Origin of the sequence: Sphingomonas sp. ASY06-1R (assembly GCF_052180265.1) — a bacterium.
Classification (GTDB): domain Bacteria; phylum Pseudomonadota; class Alphaproteobacteria; order Sphingomonadales; family Sphingomonadaceae; genus Sphingomonas_I.
Genome location: NZ_CP197464.1, coordinates 3717432 through 3739723, shown reverse-complemented (window position 1 = coordinate 3739723; position 22292 = coordinate 3717432). Strand labels below are relative to the sequence as shown.

Below are 22292 nucleotides of genomic sequence, written 5' to 3'. Positions count from 1 at the left end.
CAGGAGCGTGCTGCGATACGAACCCTCGATACGGCCCTGCAGGCCACTCGGTCTCACCTCACCATGAGCGGGGCGGTGGTGGGTCAGCCTTTAAGCAATCAGGATGCCCGCCAGCGCGGCCGACATCAGGTTCGCCAGGCTGCCCGCGAGCAATGCCTTCAGCCCGAGCTTGGCGATCATCGGCCGCTGATTGGGGGCGAGCCCACCGGTCACGGCCATCTGGATCGCGATCGAGCTGAAATTGGCGAAACCGCATAGCGCGAAGGTGACGACTGCCTGGCTATGCGCGCTCAGACCCGAGGCGATCTTGCCGAGATGGATATAGGCGACGAATTCGTTGAGGACGATCTTTTCGCCGAACAGGCCACCGGCGGCACCCGCCTGATCCCATGGCACGCTGATCAAATACATGACCGGCGCGAAGATGTAGCCCAGGATCCGCTGGAAGGTCAGGCCGGAGACCCCGAACCAGTCGCCAAAGCCCGACAAGATGCCGTTGGCCAGCGCGACGAGGCCGACGAAAGCGAACACCATCGCGCCGACCATTACCGCCAGCCGCACACCCAGCTGCGCGCCCTGTGCGGCCGCCATGATCACGTTGGCGGGCTTTTCGTCCTCGTCCGCATGGCTGGTGTCGACCATTTCGTTGATCGGCAGCGCCAGTTCACGGGGATCGTCCGGCATCATCATCTTGGCCATCAGGATCGCGCCGGGCGCGGACATGAAGCTGGCGGCGAGCAGATATTCGATGCGGATGCCCATAGAGGCATAAGCGGCCAGGATCGTGCCCGCCACGCCGGCCATGCCGCTGGTCATCACCTGGAATAATTGGGAGGGACGCAGCGCGGCGAGATAGGGACGGATCACCAGCGGCGATTCCGACTGACCGACGAAGATGTTGGCGGCGGCGCACAGGCTTTCGACCTTGCTGATGCCGACCACCGCTTCGATCGCGCCGCCGAGCCAGCGTACGATCCGCTGCATGATGCCCAGATGGTAAAGGATCGACACCAGGCTGGCGAAGAAGATGATCACCGGCAGCGCCTGCAGCGCGAAATTTTGGCCCAAGGGCGATGCGGCGAATGGCCCGAACAGGAAGGCCGTGCCCTGGGCGGCATAACCCAGCAACGCGCCGACGCCTTCCGCCATGCCCGCAATCACGCGCTGGCCCGCGGGGACGTACAGAACCAGTACGGCAATCCCGACCTGCAGCGCGAAGGCGGCGCCGACCACGCGCAGGCGGATCCAGCTTCGGTTCGAAGACAGCGCGAATGCGACCGCCAATATCAGGACGATGCCCACCAGGCTGAGCAAATGACCGGTCATGCGCGCTTACTTCCCCTCGATCGACGCGCGACGATACACGCTTAGGCCGGAGCGCCTAGGGGCAGTCGGACACACCGTCACCCGGAACGTGTGCGGGTGACGGTGCGAGGCGTGGATCAGCCGCCGTGCCCGGCCAGTGCCGCCAGCAGCAGCAGGGCGACGATGTTGGTGATCTTGATCATCGGGTTCACCGCCGGGCCCGCCGTGTCCTTATACGGATCGCCCACCGTGTCGCCGGTCACCGCCGCCTGGTGCGCGGGCGAACCCTTGCCGCCATAGGCGCCCAGTTCGATCACCTTCTTGGCATTGTCCCATGCGCCGCCGCCCGACGTCATCGAAATGGCGACGAACAGGCCGGAAACGATCACACCCATCAGCAACGCGCCCAACGCGGCGAAGCCGTTGCCCTGACCGGCAACCGCCGTGACGGCGAAGTAGACGACGACGGGTGCCAGCACCGGCAGCAGCGAGGGGACGATCATCTCCTTGATCGCGCCCGTCGTGACCAGGCTGACCGTGCGCGCATAATTGGGGCGCACGCTGCGATCCGCAATGCCGGGATTGGCCTTGAATTGCGCGCGAATGTCCTGCGCCACCGCTTGGGCGGTGCGGCCGACGGCGGTCATCGCCATCCCGCCGAACAGATAGGGCAGCAGGGCGCCGAGCAGCAATCCGACGACGACATAGGGGTTGGACAGCGAGAAGTTGACCGCGACGTCGCCAAAGAATTGTGACAGATCCTCGGTATAGGTCGCGAACAGCACCAACGCCGCCAGACCGGCCGATCCGATCGCGTAGCCTTTGGTCACTGCCTTGGTGGTGTTGCCGACCGCATCCAGAGCGTCGGTCCGCTCGCGCACCTCGCCCTCCAGACCCGCCATTTCGGCAATGCCGCCGGCATTGTCGGTGACCGGGCCATATGCATCGAGTGCGACGACCATGCCGGCCAGCGCCAGCATCGCGGTGGCGGCAAAGGCAATGCCGATCAAGCCCGCCAGTTGGTAGCTGGCGACGATGCCGACCACGATCACCAGCGTCGGCAGTGCGGTCGATTCCATCGAGACCGCCAGTCCCTGGATCACGTTGGTGCCGTGGCCGGAATCCGATGCTTTGGCGATCGATTGGACGGGGCGGTAGTTGGTGCCCGTATAATATTCGGTGATCCAAACGATCAGCCCGGTGACGCCCAGCCCGACGAGCATGCACCAGAACAGGTCCATCGCGGTGAAGGCGGTATGCGCCGCAACCGCGGGGGCGGTGTCGACGCTGGTCGCTTCGGCGGCACCGCCGATGATCGCATTCATGTCGGGGAAGATCAGGTGTGTCGCCCACCACAAGGCCGGGATCGACAGCAGGGCGGTGACCACGAACCCCTTGTAGAGCGCGCCCATGATCGAGCCCTTGCCAAGGCGCACGAAGAAGGTGCCGATGATCGAGGTCACGATGCAGACCCCGCCTGCCAGCAGCGGCAACGTCATCAACTTGGCGGCGTCGGTCCCCGCGACGAGCAGGGCGACCAGCACCATCGTTGCGCCGATCGTGACGACATAGGTTTCGAACAGGTCGGCCGCCATCCCGGCGCAGTCGCCGACATTGTCGCCGACATTGTCCGCGATCACGCCGGGGTTGCGATCGTCATCCTCATCGAAGCCCAGCTCATTCTTGCCGACCATGTCGGCGCCGACGTCGGCGGCCTTGGTGAAGATGCCGCCACCCAGCCGCGCGAAGATGGAAATGAGCGATGCGCCGAAGGAGAGCGCGACGAGCGCGTTGATCACCGGCCGGCTGGTCGGGGTCATGCCACTCTGCACCAGCGCGAAGAAATAGCCGGCGATCGCGAGCAAAGCGAGGCCGGCGACCAGCATGCCCGTGACCGCGCCGGATCGAAACGCCATAGTCAGGCCACCCTGGAGCGAATGGCGGGCCGCTTCGGCGGTGCGGACATTGGCCCGGACCGAAATGTTCATGCCGATGAAGCCGGTCACGCCCGACAGGATCGCGCCGATCGCGAATCCGATCGCGGGGATCGTGCCGAGGAACCCGTAGACGAGAAGCGCCACGACCACGCCGACGATGGCGATCGTGCTATATTGTTTGGCGAGATAGGCGCCCGCGCCTTCCTGAATCGCGGCGGCGATATCCTGCATCCGCTGGTTGCCCGCCGGAGCGCGCAACACCTGCATCGCGGTAATGATCCCATAGAGTACGGCAAGAACGCCAAAGAGAATGGCAAGTTCGACAATCAGCAGCATCGTCCTAATTCCCCTATATTATCACCACATCATTGTGCGGCTGGGTTTGGGGGGAGGTTAGGACCACTTGGTGTCAGCGGCAAGACGGCTGAATAGAGCCGTATTTATCCGATCTGGCAGGCTTTTTTTCAGCCTGAGCCATGCTCATAGCCCAGTCGCGCGGGGAGGGGCACGGGGCCATTTTCATCGCGCAGCGACAGCCCGGCGCCCGGCGCGAACCGCCCGATCGCGGTGATGTCGGCCAGGCCCGGATGGCGCAGCTGCAGTCCCGGCGGCGCCGCGAACAGCAGTTCATAATCGTCGCCGGCCGTCACCGCGGCCAGGCGCGCGGCGCGATCCTGCTCGCCCGCCACCGGCACGGCCGCCAGATCGATCTCCAGCGCGAGTCCGCTTGCCGCCGCCATGCGTGCCGCGTCGATCAGCAGGCCGTCGGACAGGTCGGCCATCGCATGGACCAGTGGCGCCAGCGCGCGCCCTTCGGCCAGACGCGGCTGTGGCCGGCGATAGGCGGCAAGCCATTCCGGCGCTCCGTCGCGACGGCCCTGCGCCATCGTCAGTCCCAGCCCGGCCGCGCCGATCCGGTCGGTTACGTACAGGATATCCTCTGCCTGGGCCCCTGCGCGGGACGGCGCGCCGGCAGGGCCCGCCTCGCCGATCGCGGTCAGGCCGAAGGCGCGCGGCGCGCCCGGCGGCATCCGCACCGTATCGCCGCCGAGCAGCGGAACGTCGAACGCCTCCAGCGCCGCCTGCAATCCGGCGACGAAGGCAGCATCCTCGACGCTGTCGCCCAAAGCATAGCCAAGCAAAACACCGATCGGGCGCGCGCCCTTCGCCGCCAGATCGGAGAGGTTCACCGCGACCAGCTTCCAGGCGACATCCCCCATCGGATCATCGGGCAGGAAATGGACGCCCTCCACCAGCATGTCGTGGGTCAGGACCAATGCGGCACCGCCGACCGTCAGGACGGCGGCGTCGTCCACCAGGCCGCGGGCGGCGGGGTCGCGCGCCAGCGGCTTCAGCAGGGCGATGAAGTCATTCTCGCGCGACACGGGCAAATCATAGCGGCGACGCATCGGCAGGGCCACTCATGCGTTCGTCAGGAAAGACAGGGAGTTATGATGATGGCGAGCACCGCACAGATGGCGGGGCCGGCGGACGATCCGCATGGGCGGGAGGCGGCGAACCCGCTCTCTTTCCCCCGCCGCGCCTGGCGCGAGGTGCTGGGGCGCGTGTGGGCCAAGACCGGCGACGACAATATCAGTCTGATGGCGGCGGGCGTCGCTTTCTATGCCTTTCTGGCGTTCGTGCCGCTGCTGGCCGCGCTGGTGATGACCTATGGCCTGATCGCGGATCCATCGACCATCGCGGATCATATGCGCAAGATTATCGAGGTCGTTCCCAAGGATGCGGCCAAGCTGATCCTTGATCAGATCGTCAGCCTCGTCACCGCCTCGACCGGGAAGAAGGGGCTTGGCCTGTTGCTGGCCTTGCTCGTGTCGATCTACGGTGCGACCCGCGCCAGCGGTGCAATTATCATGGCGCTGAATGTCGTCTACGAACAGCGCGAGCGCCGCTCGCTGATCAAGACGACGATCATCTCGTTCGTGATGATCGTCGCCGCCATTGCGGTGGCACTGGTGGGTTTGCTCGCCGCATCCGTGCTGACCTTGCTCGGCAAATGGGCCAACCGCTTGGGCGATGTGACCACGATCACGATCGGGGCGGCGACCTGGATTATTGCTGCCAGTCTGGCCTGCTTCGCGATCGGTGCCGCCTATCGCTACGCCCCCGACCGGCATGATGCGCAATGGCGCTGGGTTTCGCTGGGCTCCGTGCTGGCGACGGTGCTGTGGCTGCTCGCGACCTTGGGCTTCGGCGCCTATGCCGCCACGATCGGCAATTACAATGCCACTTATGGCTCGCTGGGTGCGGTCGTCGTGCTGCTGATGTGGCTGTACGTGTCCGCTTATGCGATCCTGCTCGGCGCCTCCGTCAATGCCGAGGCGGAGCGCCAGGTCGAGTGCGACACGACGACCGGCCAACCCAAGCCGCGCGGCACCCGTGGCGCGACGGTGGCGGACGAGGTTGCACCGGAGAGCTGAGCGTCGCGACGTGGCCCAATGCCGCTTTTCGCATGCGCTGCGCGTTTGTCCGCGCTAGCGCCGCATCATCGTAACAGGGGGATCGCATGGCCGGTGGGTTGGTAGCATTGCTGGACGACGTGGCGGCGCTTGCCAAGCTGGCCGCTGCGTCGCTTGACGATGTCGCGGGCGCCGCCGGTCGCGCCGGCACCAAGGCCGCGGGCGTCGTGATCGACGATACCGCCGTCACTCCGCGTTACGTTACCGGCCTCTCGCCTGATCGCGAATTGCCGATCATCGGCAAGATCGCGCTCGGCTCGCTCCGCAACAAGCTGCTGTTCCTGCTGCCGGGCGCGCTCGCGCTGAGCGCCTGGGCCGAATGGGCGATCACGCCCTTGCTGATGATCGGCGGCGCCTATCTCTGCTTCGAAGGCACGGAGAAAGTGATCGAGGCGGTCACCGGCGCCCACCATGCCGAAGAGGTGGTCGAGATCACCGATCCCAAGGCTTTGGAGGACCGTCAGGTCAGCGGCGCGGTCCGCACCGATTTCATCCTGTCGGCGGAGATCATGGCGATCGCGCTGGCCGAATTGCCGCATCTATCCATTGCCATACAGGCGGCGGTGCTCGCCTTGGTCGGCATCGCCATCACGGTTGGGGTCTATGGCGTCGTCGCGCTGATCGTGAAGATGGACGATGTCGGGCTGCACCTCGCCCAGCGTCAGGCGGCGGCAGCGCGGAGCGTCGGGCGGGGCCTGGTCGCGGCGATGCCGGTCCTGCTGCGGGCACTGGCGGTGATTGGCACGGCCGCAATGATCTGGGTCGGCGGCGGCATCCTCGTCCACGGGCTGGAGGGGCTGGGCTGGGGCACGATCGCGCATTGGCTGCACGATGCGTCGGAGACGGCGGGCCATGCCGTGCCGGCCGGTGGTGCCATCGTCGCCTGGGTCGTAACCGCGCTCGGCTCGGCGGTCGTCGGGTTGGTCGTCGGCGGCGTGATTGCCGGCGTCATGCATCTGGTTCCGCACAAGAAGTAGATATGTCCATGCTAAGCCCTCTCGCTTGAGGGAGAGGGTTGGGTGAGGGTGGCCCGACCTCAAGGTAAGGCGCGAGCCTGCGGCTCGCTCCCCCTCACCCCAGCCCTCTCCCCGCCGGGGAGAGGGGGCTAGGCTGTAGCAGACCCTAGAACGTCCGGATTACGGCCAGGAACGCCTCGCCATAGGTTTCCAGTTTGCGCGCGCCGACGCCGCTGACCTCGCCCAGCGCGCGCAGGCTGGCCGGCTTGGCCTCCACCATCTCGCGCAGCGTCGCGTCGTGGAAGATGACATAGGGCGGGACGCCCTGATCCTTGGCCAATTGCCGGCGCAGGTCGCGCAGCGCGTCGAACAAGGGATCGGCGGGCCCGCTCTCCCGATCCCGGCGGCGTCCCGGCGCGCGTTTCGGCGGCAGGACGATCGCGACCTTTTCCTCTCCCTTCAGGATCGGCTTCGCGGCCGGCCCGAACGAAAGGCCGCCAAAGTCATCGGCGCGCAGCGCATCGCGTGCCAGTAACGCCCGCGCGACCGGCTTGATCATGCGCACTTCGTCTTCGTTGGCGATGCCGAATACGGACAGGCGATGATGCCCCTGGCCCAGTATCTTGTCCGTTTCCTTGCCGGCCAGCACGTCGGTCAGGTGGGTCACGCCAAAGCGCATCTCGGTCCGGAAGGCGGCGGACAGGAATTTGCGCGCAATCTCGGTCGCGTCCACCGCGGACGGCGGATTGAGGCAATTGTCGCAATTGGCGCAGGTTTCGGACGGATGCTCGCCAAAATGGCGCAGCAGGATCGCGCGGCGGCACCCTGTCGCCTCCACCAGGCCCGCCAACGCGTTCAACCGCTGCCGTTCGCCGCCACGGCGCGAATCCTCCACCTCGGTCTCGATCCGGCGGCGTGCGCGGGCGAAATCCTCGGCCCCCCAGAACAGATGCGCAACCGCGGGATCGCCATCGCGTCCGGCGCGGCCGGTTTCCTGATAATAAGCCTCGATCGATTTCGGGATGCCGGCATGGGCCACAAAGCGCACGTCGGGCTTGTCGATGCCCATGCCGAACGCGATGGTCGCGACCATCACCATATCCTCGGACGACACGAAGGCCCGTGCATTGGCCTGGCGCTGGGCGGCTTCCAGCCCGGCATGATAAGCACGGGTCGGACGCCCGGTGGAGGCCAGCGAAGCCGCCAGCTTTTCGGTTTCCGCCCGGCTTTGTGCATAAATGATGCCCGGCCCCGGCGTCTCCGTCACCAGCGCCGCCAGCTGGCGGGCAAGCCCGTCACGCGGGCTGATCGCATAGCGGATGTTCGGGCGGTCGAACCCCGCCAGGATCAGGCCGTCGTCGGGAATGCCAAGCTGGGCGAGGATATCGGCGCGCGTGTGCTTGTCGGCGGTCGCGGTCAGCGCCAGCCGCGGCACATCGGCATGCGCGTCCAGCATGCTGCGCAGCTGGCGGTAATCGGGCCGGAAATCATGGCCCCATTCCGATACGCAATGCGCCTCGTCGATCGCGATCAAGGCGATCTGGCTGCGATCCAGCAGGCGGCGAAAACCGTCCGTATTGGCGCGCTCGGGTGCGGCGTACAGCAGGTCCAGCTCGCCATCGCGCAGCCGGCGCATCGTCTCGTCGCGGTCGCTGTCGGCCGACGTCAGCGCCGCCGCGCGGATGCCAGCGGCCTCGGCTGCGCGGACCTGATCATGCATCAGCGCGATCAGCGGCGATATGACGATGCCCGTCCCCGGCCGGCACAGGCTGGGAATCTGATAGGTCAGCGATTTGCCGGCGCCGGTCGGCATCACCGCCAGTGTATTCTGGCCAGCCATGACGCGATCGATCACCTCGGCCTGGCGGCCGCGGAAATCATGGTAACCGAACGTATCGTGCAGGGCCTGGCGGGGAGTCATGGTCGCGCCCCGCTTGTACGGCCACATGCCATATGTCTACGCCATTGACGCCGATCCGGCTCAGCTTCCCGCTTTGCGCACCCAGGCCCGCACGCCGCCGATCCACGTCTCCATGACCTTGGTTTCGCGCAAGGCGCGGGCGTCGACCTGAAACGGATCGCGATCCAGCAGGATGAAGTCGGCAAAATGGCCGGCTTCCAGGCTGCCGATCCGGTCCTCCGCCTTGGCGGCATAGGCGCCGCCGGTGGTGAAGGCGGCCAGCGCCTGCGTCAGGCTGATCTTCTGTTCGGGCAGGAAGCCGCCCGGCGGATCGCCCGCCGCATCTTCGCGCGTCACCGCATCCGCCATCCCCGCAAAGGGATTGGGATCCTCCACCGGATAGTCCGATCCAAAGGCAAGCGGGACATGATTGTCGAGCATCGTCTTCCAGGCATAGGCGCCCTTCAGCCGGTCCGCGCCCAGCCGCTTCACCGCCATGATATGGTCGGATGTCGCGTGGCTCGGCTGCATCGATGCGATCACCTTATATTTGGCGAAGCGGGGCAGATCGGCCGGATCGATGATCTGGGCGTGTTCGATCCGCCAGCGTCGATCGCCCTCATAGGTTGCTGACAATTCCTCGATCGCGTCCAGCGCCTGCGCATTGGCGGCGTCGCCAATGGCGTGGACCGCGACCTGGAAGCCGTCCATCGCGGCCCGGCTCATCAGATTCTTGATCTTGGCATCGTCCATGAACTGCAGGCCGCGCGTGCTCGGCATGTCGCTATAGGGACGCTTCAGCCACGCGCCGCGCGATCCGAGCGCGCCGTCGGCGTAGAGCTTCACCCCAATCATCCGCAGCCGCCCGCCATAGAGCCAGCCGGTCGGCTGCGATCCGGCGACCGTCAGCAGCGTATCGACACCCATTGCATAGCTGGTGATGCGCATGCGCAGCCGGTCCGTATCCCCCAGCCGGCGCATCGATTCCCAATCGTCGACATTGGTACCCATGTCGCTGGTCGCGGTGATGCCGTCGGCGATCAATATCTCCTGCGCCTTGGCGATCGCGGCATCGCGTTCGCGCGGCAGCGGCGCGGGCGCGGCTTTTTCCACCAGGTTGCGCGCGGCATCGACGAACAGGCCGGTCGGATTGCCCTTGGCGTCGCGCTCGATCCGACCGCCGGCGGGATCCGGCGTGCGCGCGGTGATGCCGGCCGCCGCCATCGCCGCGCTATTGGCGAGGATGGCGTGCCCGTCGATCCGCTCCAGCAGGACCGGCCGGCTCTTGGTGAAGGGGTCCAGGTCGGCCGCGGTCGGGAAGCGGCCGAGCTGCCACTTCTCTTGATTCCATCCGCCGCCGCGGATCCAGGCCGGCGTCTCATGTTCGGCCGCATAGCGTTCCAGCCGGCGCTGCGCGTCCGCCAGGCTGGTCGTGCTCGTCAGGTCCAGGCCGAGCGCCTGAAAGCCCAGGCCGGAAATATGGCCATGCGCGTCGTTCAGGCCGGGCAACAATGTACGATGCTGGCCGTCCAGCCGGAAATCCGGCCGTTCGGGGCGTGCATCCCCTTCATGCAGCAGCTTCACGACCCGCCCGTCGCGGCCGATCAGCAGGCCGGAGAATCGTTCCAGATTGCCCTGGCCATCGATCGTGTAGCCGTTGACATTATCGACCAGGCCCTGGGGCGTGACCGGGATTTCCGGCGCAGGCAGCCGCTTGCGCGCAGACAGTGGCGTGGCCGCCAGCAGCGCGATCAGGGCGATGGTCAGATGCCGCGTCATCGGCCCAGCCTCCGCACGATCGACGATGTATCCTGACGCCCACCACCCATCTGCTGCACCTCGGCATAAAATTGATCGATCAGCGCCGCCACCGGCAGGGTCGCGCCATTATTACGCGCTTCTTCTAGCGCCAGGCCCAGATCCTTGCGCATCCAGTCGACCGCGAAGCCGAAATCGAACTGATCCTGCGCCATCGTCGCCCAGCGATTCTGCATCTGCCAGCTTCCCGCCGCACCCGCGGAAATCGCCGCAAATACCTTGTCCGTGTCCAGGCCGGCGGCCTGGGCGAACCGCAGCGACTCGGCCACGCCCTGAATGGCCCCGGCAATCGCGATCTGGTTGCACATCTTGGCCGTCTGCCCGGCACCGGCCTCGCCGACATGGACGACGCGCGCGGCATAGGCCTGCATCAAGGGCTCCGCCCGGCCGAACGCCTCGAGCGTCGCGCCGCACATGATCGACAGTGTGCCATTCTCGGCGCCGGCCTGGCCACCGGACACGGGGCCGTCCACGACCAGCAGCCCGCGTTCCTGTCCTTCGCCAGCAAGCCGCCGTGCGATCCGGGCGGACACGGTCGTATGATCGACGAACACGGCGCCCGGGCGCATCGTGGCAAATGCACCGTCGGGCCCCAGCATCACGTCTTCCAGGTCATGATCCGCGCCGACGCAGGTGAAGACCGCGTCCGCCCCCTCCGCGGCCAGTGCCGGTGTCGCGGCGCTCCTGCCTTGATAGCGCTGCAGCCATGCCGCCGCTTTGTCGCCGCTGCGATTATAGACGGTAACGTCATGTCCGGCGGCGGCGAGATGGCCCGCCATCGGTCCGCCCATCACGCCCAACCCGATGAAGCTTACTTTTGCCATGTATTCTCCAACGAACGCCGTTCGCCCCGAATAGCTGTCGAGCTTGTCGAGACGGCGTATCGAGGGACTGTCTCGATACGGGTTCTCGTCACGCTCGAACCCTACTCGACACGAACGGCTTGGATTCCAGTCTTCTCGCCGTCCTAAGCCCCCACTCCGGCACACGCTAGCGCTGGGGTTCAAAAAGCGCTGTGATAGGCCTAGGGCGAAACCATCATGGCAACCCTCACCAAATCCGCCGCGGCCGAAGAGCTGCCCGTTTCGCTTGACGATGTCCGCGCCGCCCACGGCCGCATCGCCGGCTCGATCGTGCGGACGCCGACGCTGATTAGCCGTACGCTCGGCCAGCTGACGGGGGCGACCGTTTATCTGAAGTTCGAAAATCTGCAGTTCACCGCCGCCTATAAGGAACGCGGCGCGCTCAACAAATTGTGCCAGCTGGATGCAGGCGCACAGGCGCGCGGCGTGATCGCGGCATCGGCCGGCAACCATGCGCAGGGCCTGGCCTATCATGGCGCGCGCCTGGGCATTCCGGTGACGATCGTCATGCCGCGGACGACCCCCAACGTGAAGGTCAGCCAGACCGAAGGGCATGGCGCCAGCGTGATCCTGCATGGCGAGAATGTCGACGAATCGCTGGCCTATGCGCGCCAGCTTTCGTCGGAGCGCGGCCTCACCATCGTCCATCCGTTCAACGATGTGCAGGTGATCGCCGGGCAGGGGACGGTCGCGATCGAAATGTTCGAGGACGCCCCCGATATCGATACGCTGATCGTGCCGATCGGTGGGGGCGGCCTGATCTCCGGCTGCGCCACCGTCGCGAAGGCGCGCGAGGGCGTCCAGGTGATCGGGGTCGAAGCCGAACTTTACCCGTCCATGTATAACCGCATCAAAGGCACCAGCCTGCCCTGCCATGGCGACACGCTGGCAGAAGGTATCGCGGTCAAGGAGCCGGGATCGATCACCGCCGGCATCATCGCCGAACGCGTCGACGACATATTGCTCGTGCCGGAGCGCCATCTGGAACAGGCGGTCTCGATGCTGCTCCAGATCGAGAAGACCGTGGTCGAAGGCGCCGGCGCGGCCGGCCTAGCCGCCTTGCTGGGCGATCCCGGCCGATTCGCGGGCAAGACCGTCGGCATCATTCTGTGCGGCGGCAATATCGATCCCCGCCTGCTGGCCAACGTGCTGTTGCGCGATCTGGCCCGGTCGGGCCGCCTCGCCCGCCTGCGGATCAAGCTGCAGGATCGTCCCGGCGCCCTTTATAACGTCGCGCGCATCTTCGATCAGGAACAGGTCAACATCATCGAAGTCTATCATCAGCGCGTCTTCTCGACGCTGCCTGCCAAGGGCCTGATCACCGATATCGAATGCGAAACCCGGGATGCCGCCCATCTTGCCCGCCTGATGGCTGCGCTGGAACATGAAGGTTATGACGCAAGTCCGGTGGAACTTGCCTGATTGCAACCGGTGTCTAGCAAACCGCGCCAGCCTTTCACATTTGCGGTGGGAAATCGGCTTTCCATCCGATCTTAGGGACGGCATACTTGTGGTGGGGGCCACGAGGGCGAGGCGCGTGTAGGCGGTGAGTGCGCAATTCAAATTTCCGAGGTTCTTCGTGACCTCGCCCGCGCCATGTCCCTATTTGCCGGGGCGAACGGAGCGCAAGGTTTTTACCGAACTCGCCGGCACCCATGCCGCGGAGCTGAACGAGGCGCTGGGCCGCATCGGCTTCCGCCGCAGCCAGGGCGTCGCCTATCGCCCCAGCTGCACCGATTGCCAGGCGTGCGTTTCGGTGCGCGTCGTCGCGGGGGAGTTCCAGCCCAACGCCACTCAGCGCAAGCAATTGCGCCGCCACGCCGATCTGGTCGTCAATGCCTGCGAACCCTGGACGACGGAGGAGCAATTTTCCTTGCTCCGTCGCTATCTTTCGGCCCGTCATCCCGGCGGCGGTATGGCGGAGATGGACGAACTCGATTTCGCCGACATGGTCGAACAGACGCCGGTGACGACCTTCATGGTCGAATATCGCGAACCTTCGTCAAACGGGCGCCCAGGAACATTGGTGGGCGCCTGCCTGACCGATCAGCAGTCGGACGGCCTGTCGATGGTCTACAGCTTCTTCGATCCCGCGCTCGAATCGCGGCCGGGGCTGGGGACGTTCATCATTCTCGATCATATTCAGCGGGCGCGTGCCGCACGTCTGCCTTTCGTCTATCTCGGCTATTGGGTGAAAGGCTCGTCGCGGATGCAGTATAAAGTCCGCTTCCAGCCGATCGAACGCCTTGGCCCGAATGGCTGGCGCCGGTTCGATGCCGCGGATCTCGAACCCGGCCTACCGCCGGCCACCGGCGGGACGAAATTCCCAAAGATTTAGCGAACAGCCTGCGGGAAAGGTTGCCCGGGGCATAAGCGCGGTTACCGGCATGCGGATGCGCTGGTGAGGGGCACGGTCCTCAATCGATTACGATATCTGCGATGCGCCTCGCAGCTCGGACGAAAATTCAGGTGCGGGATGCTTTACCCCGTGCCGTCTGGCTCGTGTGAAAGCATGTTTCCTCTTCAATCACGATCAGGTTCATCAGGTCGCGCATAGCCTGCCGATCGCGTTGGCGCTGGCGGATGCCGCGCCGCAGATCGAGGTGATCCTGGCGACGACCAACCCCCGCATCCAGGCGGAGGTAACGCGGCTGGCCGGTGCCCGCATCGGACGGAGCGTCACGCTGCGGCCGCTGACGCTGCAACGGCGCCGCTCGCAATGTATGGCTGCGCTGGCGGAGCCGTTCGCGCCCGCGTCCAAGCTGCTCGTCTACGGCGACAATCTGGATTTCTTCCGCTCGATCGACGTGCTGGTCGTCGCGGAAAAGACCTCGCTGATCCTGAAGACCCGCTATGGCCTGGATCGACTGAAGATCATCCATACCCGCCATGGGGCGGGGGATCGTGCGATCGGTTTCGACCCGATCAGCGCCCTGTTCGATCATGTTCTGGTGTCGGGCGACAAGATCAGGCGCCGGTTGATCGCCGATGCCGGGGTTGAGGCAAGCCGGATCAGCGTTGTCGGCTACCCCAAGTTCGATCTGCCGATGACGACCCGCACCCATGCGCTGTTGAACGACGGCCGCCCGGTGGTGCTCTACAACCCGCATGTCTCGCCCCATCTTTCCTCCTGGTTCCGGGTCGGGCGGCAGATACTCGACTGGTTTGTCGAGCATGACGAATATCAGCTGATCTTCGCCCCGCACGTCATGCTGTTCGAACGATCCTTCGCGCTGACGATCGACAAGCTGCGGATCGATCGGCCCGGCCGGATCGAGGATCGCTATCTGCGCGCGGACAATATCCATATCGATCTCGGCAGCCGCGCCTCGAGCAACATGACCTATACCCGGCGTGCTGACATCTATCTGGGCGATGTGTCGAGCCAGGTGTACGAATTCCTGCTCGAGCCGCGGCCGTGCGTGTTCGTCAACGCCCACCATGTGCCGTGGACCAACGACCCCAATTACATGCATTGGCGGGCCGGCCCGGTCATCGATATGCCCGGCCAATTGGGGGAGGCGCTGACGCTCGCGCGTCGCGACGCCCATGGGCGCTATGCATCGGTGCAACGGGCGCTGTTCGACGCCAGCTTCGACCTCACGGACATTCCCTCGTCCGTCCGTGCCGCCACGGCCGTTGCCGGCGTCATGGGCGTGGAACTGGCAACACCGCAGATGTCCGAAGAGCGCCGTGCCGCGCAAGGCTGAAGGCGCGGGGCAGGGGTTGGTCGGTCGGATTTACGCCAATCTGATGCGGCTCCTCGGCGGCAAGGCTGCGGCGGCCCTGCTGGGTCTTGGCTATATGGTGGTGGCGACGCGTACGCTCGGCCCGACCGATTATGGCGTGCTGGTGCTGGTCCATACGTTTGCGATGACGATCGGCGGGATCATCGAATTTCCCGGCTGGCATGCGATCGTGCGCTATGGCGCGCAGGCGCTGGCGCAGGATGATCATCCCCGGCTCGTCCGGCTGCTGCGCTTTGCCGCGCTCGTCGAAGGCGCGGGCGGGCTGGCTTCCATTCTGGTGGCGGCCACGCTGGCCCCGATCCTGGGGCCGCATCTCGGCTGGTCCTCCACCGCGATCGCGCTGGCCCTCCCCTATAGTTTCGCGGTGCTGGCCACGATCCGCGCCACGCCCGCCGGCTATCTTCAGCTAGTCGGCCGGTTCGGATGGCTCGGATTGCATAATCTGGTCGCGCCGACGGTGCGGCTGGCAGGTGCCTTGATGGCCGCATGGGCCGGTTGGGGGCTTACCGGATTCCTGCTGGTCTGGCTGGTTGCGGCACTGTCCGAATGGGCCGCGATGTGGCTGCTCGGGCTGGTCGCCATGCGGCAGACGCTGCGCGCGCCGCGCGTGCTGGGCAGCATGCAAGGCACGCTCCGTGAAAATCCGGGCATCTGGCGCTTCATGGTCGCCGCCAATGCGGATGTGACGCTGACGGAGCTCGCCGCGCGGATCCCGCCTTTGTTCGTCGGCTGGACATTGGGGCCGGCCGCGGCAGGGCTGTATGCGGTTGCGCAGCGCGCGGCCGTTCTGATCCAGCAGCCCGCGCAGATGATGGGCCAGGCGGCCTATGCCGAACTTGCGCGGCTGGTTGCCAGCCATGGCGGCGGCGCCGCCCTGCGCGCCGCGCTGCTGCGCTGTGCCGGCGTGGCGCTGGCGGCGGCGAGCCCGGTCGTGCTGATCCTTGCCTTTGCCGGGGACGATGTCGTCGTCGCGCTTGGCGGGCGATCCTTTGCCGGCGCCGCCGGGCTGATGCTGCTGCTCGCGATCGGCCGTGCGTTCTGGCTGATGGCGCCGGCTGCTAGCGCCGCCCTCACCGCGCTCGGCAAGCCCTCCTTGTCGGTGGGGATCAACGTTGTCGTCAGCCTGGGCCTGCTGCCGCTGCTGCCCTGGATGATGGAACGCTACGGCCTCGCCGGCGCGGGCTGGCATGCGATCCTCCAGGGGCTCGCGGCCTCCGTGCTGCTGCTGATGCTCGTTCTCTACCAAACCCGCGCACCGCGCGCTGATCGGGTCCTGGCATGATGCGTATCGCCTATGTCATCAATTCGCTGGAGGGTGGCGGTGCGTCTGCGCCGGTCCCCGCGGTCGTGCGGGTGTTGCAGGCGCAGGGCTGCCATGTCGAGGTGGTGGCGCTCACGCCGCGCGATCTGCGGGGCCTGCCGGCGGTGCGCGATGCCGGCATTCCCGTCACCGTCCGCGAAGGCGGTCAGCGCGATCATCTCACCGCGTTGCGCTGGCTCGATCACCAGATGCTGCGCATGCAGCCCGATCTGATCTGGACGTCGCTCACCCGCGCCACTCTGATCGGTCAGATCGTCGGGCAATTACACGATATCGATGTCGTCAGCTGGCAGCATGCCGCCTATCTCAAGCCCGCCAATCTGCTGCTGCTGAAGGCCCGGCAACGCCGTTCGCTATTATGGCTGGCCGATTCCAACAATGTCGCGTCGCTGACCCATCGCCGCCTCGGCGTGTCGCACGAACGGATTGCGACCTGGCCGTTATTCGAGGCGGACGATCGAGCGCCTTGTGCCACGCCATGGCGACCGGGCGAGCCGATCCGTATCGGTTCGCTTGGCCGGCTGCATCACGTGAAGGGCTATGATGTCCTGATCGCTGCCCTGGCGCGGCTGCGAGATTCCGGCTGGGCCGCGCCGGCCCCGATCGAAGTTTCCATAGCCGGCGATGGCGATCTGCACGAGCGGCTGACCGCGATGGCCGCACGCGAGCGCTTGTTCAACCTGCGCTTCGTCGGCTTCTGCGAGCCGCGCGCCTTCCTGGCGCGGCAGCACCTCTATCTGCAGCCGTCGCGGTCCGAAGGATTATGCATTGCTGCGCACGAAGCGATGCAGGCAGGGTTGCCGGTCGTGGCCTCGGCAGTGGGCGAACTGCCCTACAGCATCTGCGACGGCCTGACCGGGCGCATCGTGCCGCCCGGTAATTCCCAGGCGCTCGCGTCGGCGCTGGCGGATCTGCTGGCCCAGCCGGAACGACTGGCACCGATGGGAAGGACGGCGCGCTGCAACATGCTGAAGACGTTCGGTGGCGGCGCCTTTGCGCGTTCGGGCGTGCGTGCGCTGGATCGGATCAAGGCCTTGCGGGCCGCGCGATCGCACGCTGCAAGTCGATCAACCAGCCCCGCCCCGAACGGTCGACCCGCTTGACGTCGATCAGGCTGACCGGGCCGCAGCCCGCCAGCGTGTGGCAGCCCTCGTCATAGCCGATCCCGGCGGGCACCGGCATGGCCGGGCCAAGTAGAGTCTCCACGCGATCGGGATCTAGGCGCGGGAAATGCAGGATGCGGATCGCGCCGCCATATGTCCGGCTGCAATCCTGTACCGGCAGCGCGAGACTGCCGTCGCGAATGAACGGTGTTCCGCCCGGTCGGGCGCCGCTTATGTCCTGGCGGATCGGGTTGCCGGGATGGGGGTGCCACGGCCCGTCCAGCCGCTCCGCCCAGGCGCAATGCAGCGCGCCCATCCGGGCGGCACGATCCGGGCCGCCCGTGTAGAACAGCCACCATCGCCCCTCATGCTGCACCGGGGTCGCGTCGATCGGCGCGACGTCGAGGGTGATGGAGGTGCTGGCCTCCCACCCGCGCGGGAAATCCTGCGCGCGATATAGGGTCAGCGCGCCGGATTTATGCGCTTCGGGCAGCATCCACGTCTCGCCCTCATGCTCGAACACATAAGGATAGGACAGGTGCCAGGGCGTGCGCAGCACGGTCTCACGCGCGGTCGAGCGCAGATCGGCATCCAGGGCGATATGATCGATCACGCCGTGGCGGGTGCGGTAATCATAGGCTTCTGCGAACAGGTGCAGGGCGCCGTCGCGCCACAGGCCGAAGGGGTCAGCCAGGAATTGGAAGGAAGGTTCCTCCGGCAGCCAGGTGATCGCGGCGGGATTGGCGGCACCGCGCGCCGCAATCGCCTCGATCGGCGCGCGGACGATACCGACCCGCCAGATGTCGCAGCGCCGCGGCATCAGCCCGCGGAGCCTTTAGAAGTGGACATCCATGCCGATCCGGATCGTGCGCGGGCGCGGGGGAATGCTCTGGCGTCCGGCGCTCACGCCGAACGGGTTGCCGAGCGCGAACATAGTCCCGCGACTGTTGAGCAGATTGTCCGCATCCAGCGACAGGCCCCAGCGCCCGTCGCTCAGCCGGAGCGCGCTTCCGGCCAGAACATAATTGCCCTGAAGCAGGTCCAGCTGCGGTCCCACGCCCAAGCGGCTATGGCCGACATAGGAAACGCGCGCATCCGCATCCAGCCGCCACGCGCCACGCAGCGGTTGGGTGAACGCGATGCGGCCGGTTGCGCCGATATGGGCGACGTTGGGCAGTTCATATTTCTTTTCGGCCGTCCCGACCGTCTCGGCGGGATGGGTCAGGCGACTGTCATTGGCGAATAAGGCGGCGCTGAGCTTCAGCGCGTGGATCGGGCGCCAGCCGATCGTCGCCTCTGCCCCCCAGATCCGCCCGGACCCGATATTCTGGGTGAACGGCAGCCCGGCGGTATTGACAAGATCCGCCTGGATATTGTCCCACTGGGCATGGCTGAACGCGATTGCTGCGTCGAAATGGCGTGCGCCGTCCGGCCGCCATTTGGCGCCGATCTCCGACGACGCCAGATTGTCGCCATGAAACCGCTGGATGACCGGGCCGTCGGCCGTAGGCGTGACGGAAAGGCCACCGGGGCGAAAGCCTTCCTGATAACGGCCATAGAGCAGCCAGTCGCCGCCCGGCCGCCACGATAGCGATAGCGACGGCAGGAAGGTGCGCTCGTTCCGGCGCGGCTCGCCGACTTCGGCACGGCGGCCCAAAGCGTGGCCGGTAAGATGATCATATTCGATCCGTCCCCCGACGGTGGCGATCAGGTGCGGCGCCAGCCCGATGCCCCATTCCCCGAAGGCGGACAATTCGGTGACGCTGTTGTCGACGCCAAGGATCCGGGTCGGCGCATCCGGGCTGCCGAACGCCCGTGTCAGCCGTTCGTCGTCCTGCAGGAAGCTGCCGCCGACGACCCAGCCGCGGCCGTCCGCATCCTGATGCGACAGGCGCGTTTCGTTGGAGAAGAGCCCGATCCGGTTGTGCTGTTCGAAAATGCGCGGCGATGTGGCCGCGGCGGGGGTGAAATCATAGCGCGATCCCGTGTTTTGGCGCAGCGCGGAGGTCGCGGACACGAGCGAAGTGCCGCCCCAATTGCGGGTTACGGTGACGCTTCCCAGCAGATAATCATTGTCAAAAGGCTGCGCGATGCGGCTGGAACGGGTCAAAGGCGGCAGCGCAATGTCGGCATATTGGCCGTCCCGCGTCGCGATATCCTGCATAACAGCGCCGAATTCGATGTGCCAATCGCCCAATTCGGCGCGGATCACCGCGCGCCCGCCGCGCTTGCGCGTGCGATTCACGTTGTTGAGACCGCGGTACCGATCATCGATATAGCCGCCTTCGACCGCGCGAAACGCCACCACACGGGCTGCCACATTCTGTCCCAAAGGCAGGTTCAGTACGCCCATCGCATCATATCCGGGCGCACCGCTGGCGGTGAATGACCGTCCGACGGCCAGGCTGCCCTCGGTCATGCCCATTGCGACCGGCTGGGGCACGATCCGCATCACCCCCGCGAGCGATCCGGCGCCATACAGCGTGCCCTGCGGTCCTTCGATGACCTCGACCGCCTGGACGTCGTAGAGGCTGAGGTCCGGATCGGGGGCGTTATAGTTCAGCCGGACGTCGCCCAGATATTGCCCGACCAGCGCCTGGGACGGGCCGTTGAAGCTGGAATCGGCGATGCCCCGGATGAACAATTTGTTCCGGCCCGAGCCGAGATGCGTCGAGCTCATCGACGGCACCCGTTCCATCAAGGAATCCGATCCGCGCCCCTGCTGCGCGATATCCAGATCGGCCCCGGCGATGATCGATGCCGTGCCGGCGTAGCGCGACAGCCGCGTTCCGGTCTTGGCGGCGGTGACGACGACCTCGCCTTCGTTCAGGGGCGGGGCCGGCCGCGAGGGTGTCGGCGATGCAGCGGGCGGTGCCGCGGCGGTGACGATGCGCCAGGTGAGATCGTCGATTCGCTCGGCGCGGGCGGGTTGGCCGCGCAGGAGGCGCCGGAGCGCCGCCGCCACGTCCATCCGGCCGCGCAGGGCCGGGGCCGGCAAGCGGGCTACGGCCGGGTCGGTGGATCCGATCGTGGCACCGGTCTGCTCGGCCAGCCGGATCAGCGTGTTGCCGAGCGGGCCGGCCGGCAGGTTGAGCGGAAAGCGCGCGGGCAACGCGGCCTCCGCGGAGGCCGCCGCCAGCGTCACCATCACCACCGCCAGAATTTCAGCGCTCCGCACGCGCCTTCAAGTAATAGCCTTGCGACTGTTTGGCGATGTCCACGTCGAGAACCTGGCCCAGCCGGTTCAGGAAGTCGCGGCGATCATGCGCGGGGACCACGATCACGCCGGTGAAGGGACGTTCCGCCAGCGCCGGTGCGACGGCGACATGCTCCCCCGTCAACCGGCCGAGGTCGTCCGCCACGCGCTGGAGCCGGGCGCCGTGATAGACCAGTCGCCCGGAGCGCCATGTCCCGACCAGAGCGGGATCGACATCCGACACTTCGACCAGGTCGCTCCGGTCATTCTTGCGCAGCATCCGTCCGGCGCCGAGCCGCACCGCGGCCCCCTGAGGATCATAGAGAACGGCACCCTGGGCCACCGCCACTTCGCTACCCTGCGACGTGCGCAGGACATCGAAACGCGTGCCGAGATCGACCAGCCGCTGTCCGCCGACATCGACGGTGAAGGGCCGGTTATCGTCATGGACCACGCTGAACATCGCCTGGCCGCGTTCCAATCTGGCCGTGCGATCGTCCTTTGCGCTGAAGACCAGACGCGAATCGCCGTTAAGCGCCACCTGCGTTCCATCGGGCAGCGCCACGGTGCGCTGCTCGCCCGGCCCGGTTTGGGTAACCATCAGATCGGGGGCGGTGGTCGGCAAGACCAACGCGAAGACCGCCGCTGCCGCCGCGGCAAGTCCGACGCCGCCGCCCGTCCACCAGGCTACGCGGCGCACCCTGGGTACTGCCGCCGGCGCCGGCGAGGAAATGGGCGCCGGTGCCGCGGGCAGGCTGAGTTCGCCCGCCAGATCATGCGCGGCATAAGCGGATTCATACGCCAGATTGTGCGCTGGATCGGCCTCGAGCCAATCGGTCAGCCCGTCCCAATCGGAAAAGCGGGGATCGCGCGCGCGCGCCATCCACCGGGCGGCTTCGTCGCGGATATGTGCGTCGATCATGGCGCACGCCCCTTCACGGGCGCCGCATCATCCTCTTCGTCGACCAGGGTCGCGACGACCCGATAGGCGCGCTGGAGATGCTTCTCGACTGCGCTGATGCTGATGCCTTCTTCCTGGGCGATCCGACCTTGCGGAATGCCCTCGATCCGGAATCGGCGGAAAATCGCCTGCGATCGCTCGCCAAGCGTCGCCAGTGCGCGTTCGACGCGGCGCAGCCGCTGCCGTGCCGCCAACGTGCGCTCCGCCGACGGTGTATCGTCGGCGCCACTTTCGTCGTAGCCCGTCTCGCCCCAGGCATGTTCGCGGTTTGCGCGACGCATGGATGCCCGCACCCGATCATGCATCAGATTGTCGGCCATGCGGAACAGATAGGCGCGTGCGTCGGAAATCGGGCCTTCCGCCTCCAGCCGATCGATCTTGAGCCACAGATCCTGCATCACGTCTTCGGCATCGTCCCCCGCACCGCGTGCCCGCAGAAAGCGCAGCAGCGGGCCGCGATTGGCAAGAAACACCGCGCCAAGACCGCTAGCGACCATGTCCGGCTCCATGCGCCTGTCCGCACGAAATTGATACCCGCCGGTCGGCAGAGCGACAATGTTGGACGAGGAAGGATCGGCTTGGCCCATTATGCAGAACAGACGTCACCCCGGCGACGAATCCGCACGCCAAATCCCTGCAATTGAATCGAATTCGCCAAGTGATGCGGGTATGCAACACGGGCGGCGTCTTTCGGACGATGTTCGAT

17 protein-coding genes are annotated in these 22292 nt (G+C 66.4%); 7 read left to right on the top strand and 10 right to left on the bottom strand.

The window, feature by feature from the left end; genetic code table 11:
* Positions 1 to 90: 90 nt before the first annotated feature.
* The 3 genes from ACSBM8_RS17640 to thiL all read right to left on the bottom strand — a co-directional run bounded on the left by ACSBM8_RS17640 (position 91) and on the right by thiL (position 4627).
* Complete coding sequence (locus tag ACSBM8_RS17640) at positions 91 to 1326, bottom strand: NupC/NupG family nucleoside CNT transporter (RefSeq protein ID WP_442679295.1); 1236 nt, start codon at positions 1324 to 1326, stop codon at positions 91 to 93.
* Between the two features lie 116 nt (positions 1327 to 1442).
* Positions 1443 to 3575, bottom strand: a complete 2133-nt coding sequence (locus ACSBM8_RS17635; protein WP_442681633.1) for a sodium-translocating pyrophosphatase — start codon at positions 3573 to 3575, stop codon at positions 1443 to 1445.
* 131 nt (positions 3576 to 3706) lie between these two features.
* A complete protein-coding gene (thiL, locus tag ACSBM8_RS17630; RefSeq protein ID WP_442681632.1) occupies positions 3707 to 4627 on the bottom strand; it encodes a thiamine-phosphate kinase in 921 nt (306 codons plus the stop codon).
* Between the two features lie 69 nt (positions 4628 to 4696).
* Between thiL and ACSBM8_RS17625 the strand changes: the two genes are divergently transcribed.
* Both ACSBM8_RS17625 and ACSBM8_RS17620 read left to right on the top strand, forming a co-directional pair.
* A complete protein-coding gene (locus ACSBM8_RS17625; protein WP_442679294.1) occupies positions 4697 to 5680 on the top strand; it encodes a YihY/virulence factor BrkB family protein in 984 nt (327 codons plus the stop codon).
* A gap of 86 nt (positions 5681 to 5766) precedes the next feature.
* Entirely contained in the window at positions 5767 to 6696 is a 930-nt protein-coding gene (locus ACSBM8_RS17620; protein ID WP_442679293.1) for a DUF808 domain-containing protein, read from the top strand.
* A gap of 145 nt (positions 6697 to 6841) precedes the next feature.
* Here ACSBM8_RS17620 and recQ read toward each other — a convergent pair whose 3' ends face one another.
* Genes recQ through ACSBM8_RS17605 form a run of 3 tightly spaced genes read right to left on the bottom strand, consistent with a single transcriptional unit; the run spans position 6842 to position 11217 of the window.
* A complete protein-coding gene (recQ, locus tag ACSBM8_RS17615) occupies positions 6842 to 8596 on the bottom strand; it encodes a DNA helicase RecQ (protein WP_442679292.1) in 1755 nt (584 codons plus the stop codon).
* A 60-nt stretch (positions 8597 to 8656) separates the two neighbouring features.
* On the bottom strand, positions 8657 to 10354 hold the full coding sequence (locus ACSBM8_RS17610) for an amidohydrolase (RefSeq protein ID WP_442679291.1): 1698 nt from the start codon (positions 10352 to 10354) through the stop codon (positions 8657 to 8659).
* The gene (locus tag ACSBM8_RS17605) at positions 10351 to 11217 is read right to left on the bottom strand and encodes an NAD(P)-dependent oxidoreductase (RefSeq protein ID WP_442679290.1); all 867 of its coding nucleotides are present in this window, start codon (positions 11215 to 11217) and stop codon (positions 10351 to 10353) included. Before ACSBM8_RS17605 ends, ACSBM8_RS17610 begins: the two co-directional genes overlap by 4 nt.
* 216 nt (positions 11218 to 11433) lie before the next feature.
* On the opposite strand from ACSBM8_RS17605, the gene ACSBM8_RS17600 reads away from it, so the two are divergent.
* The 5 genes from ACSBM8_RS17600 (at position 11434) to ACSBM8_RS17580 (ending at position 17429) form a co-directional block, all read left to right on the top strand.
* On the top strand, positions 11434 to 12678 hold the full coding sequence (locus ACSBM8_RS17600; protein WP_442679289.1) for a threonine ammonia-lyase: 1245 nt from the start codon (positions 11434 to 11436) through the stop codon (positions 12676 to 12678).
* Between the two features lie 124 nt (positions 12679 to 12802).
* Positions 12803 to 13594, top strand: coding sequence for an arginyltransferase (locus ACSBM8_RS17595; protein WP_442679288.1), 792 nt, complete (start codon positions 12803 to 12805; stop codon positions 13592 to 13594).
* Between the two features lie 166 nt (positions 13595 to 13760).
* Positions 13761 to 14966: a hypothetical protein gene (locus ACSBM8_RS17590; protein ID WP_442679287.1), complete on the top strand. Its 1206-nt coding sequence runs from the start codon at positions 13761 to 13763 to the stop codon at positions 14964 to 14966.
* Positions 14950 to 16287 carry a lipopolysaccharide biosynthesis protein gene (locus ACSBM8_RS17585; RefSeq protein WP_442679286.1) on the top strand — a complete coding sequence of 446 codons (1338 nt, stop codon included), beginning with the start codon at positions 14950 to 14952 and terminating at the stop codon, positions 16285 to 16287. The genes ACSBM8_RS17590 and ACSBM8_RS17585 overlap by 17 nt, the downstream gene beginning before the upstream one ends.
* Positions 16284 to 17429, top strand: a complete 1146-nt coding sequence (locus ACSBM8_RS17580; protein WP_442679285.1) for a glycosyltransferase family 4 protein — start codon at positions 16284 to 16286, stop codon at positions 17427 to 17429. The genes ACSBM8_RS17585 and ACSBM8_RS17580 overlap by 4 nt, the downstream gene beginning before the upstream one ends.
* Here ACSBM8_RS17580 and ACSBM8_RS17575 read toward each other — a convergent pair.
* The 4 genes from ACSBM8_RS17575 to ACSBM8_RS17560 are packed head-to-tail and all read right to left on the bottom strand — an operon-like array spanning position 17353 to position 22083.
* Entirely contained in the window at positions 17353 to 18249 is an 897-nt protein-coding gene (locus ACSBM8_RS17575; protein WP_442679284.1) for a glucosamine inositolphosphorylceramide transferase family protein, read from the bottom strand. The genes ACSBM8_RS17580 and ACSBM8_RS17575 overlap by 77 nt on opposite strands.
* Positions 18250 to 18264: 15 nt before the next feature.
* Positions 18265 to 20607, bottom strand: coding sequence for a TonB-dependent receptor (locus ACSBM8_RS17570; protein WP_442679283.1), 2343 nt, complete (start codon positions 20605 to 20607; stop codon positions 18265 to 18267).
* Complete coding sequence (locus tag ACSBM8_RS17565; protein ID WP_442679282.1) at positions 20594 to 21547, bottom strand: FecR family protein; 954 nt, start codon at positions 21545 to 21547, stop codon at positions 20594 to 20596. Before ACSBM8_RS17565 ends, ACSBM8_RS17570 begins: the two co-directional genes overlap by 14 nt.
* Positions 21544 to 22083 carry an RNA polymerase sigma factor gene (locus ACSBM8_RS17560; RefSeq protein WP_442679281.1) on the bottom strand — a complete coding sequence of 180 codons (540 nt, stop codon included), beginning with the start codon at positions 22081 to 22083 and terminating at the stop codon, positions 21544 to 21546. The genes ACSBM8_RS17565 and ACSBM8_RS17560 overlap by 4 nt, the downstream gene beginning before the upstream one ends.
* Positions 22084 to 22292: the final 209 nt, after the last annotated feature.

Bases quoted from the DNA above. Each gene is read 5' to 3' on its own strand.
- ACSBM8_RS17620 (WP_442679293.1), top strand. From the start codon at position 5,767: ATGGCCGGTGGGTTGGTAGCATTGCTGGACGACGTGGCGGCGCTTGCC.
- ACSBM8_RS17575 (WP_442679284.1), bottom strand. From the start codon at position 18,249: ATGCCGCGGCGCTGCGACATCTGGCGGGTCGGTATCGTCCGCGCGCCG.
- ACSBM8_RS17605 (WP_442679290.1), bottom strand. From the start codon at position 11,217: ATGGCAAAAGTAAGCTTCATCGGGTTGGGCGTGATGGGCGGACCGATG.
- ACSBM8_RS17560 (WP_442679281.1), bottom strand. From the start codon at position 22,083: ATGGTCGCTAGCGGTCTTGGCGCGGTGTTTCTTGCCAATCGCGGCCCG.
- recQ (WP_442679292.1), bottom strand. From the start codon at position 8,596: ATGACTCCCCGCCAGGCCCTGCACGATACGTTCGGTTACCATGATTTC.
- ACSBM8_RS17640 (WP_442679295.1), bottom strand. From the start codon at position 1,326: ATGACCGGTCATTTGCTCAGCCTGGTGGGCATCGTCCTGATATTGGCG.
- ACSBM8_RS17565 (WP_442679282.1), bottom strand. From the start codon at position 21,547: ATGATCGACGCACATATCCGCGACGAAGCCGCCCGGTGGATGGCGCGC.
- ACSBM8_RS17625 (WP_442679294.1), top strand. From the start codon at position 4,697: ATGATGGCGAGCACCGCACAGATGGCGGGGCCGGCGGACGATCCGCAT.
- ACSBM8_RS17600 (WP_442679289.1), top strand. From the start codon at position 11,434: ATGGCAACCCTCACCAAATCCGCCGCGGCCGAAGAGCTGCCCGTTTCG.
- ACSBM8_RS17610 (WP_442679291.1), bottom strand. From the start codon at position 10,354: ATGACGCGGCATCTGACCATCGCCCTGATCGCGCTGCTGGCGGCCACG.
- ACSBM8_RS17580 (WP_442679285.1), top strand. From the start codon at position 16,284: ATGATGCGTATCGCCTATGTCATCAATTCGCTGGAGGGTGGCGGTGCG.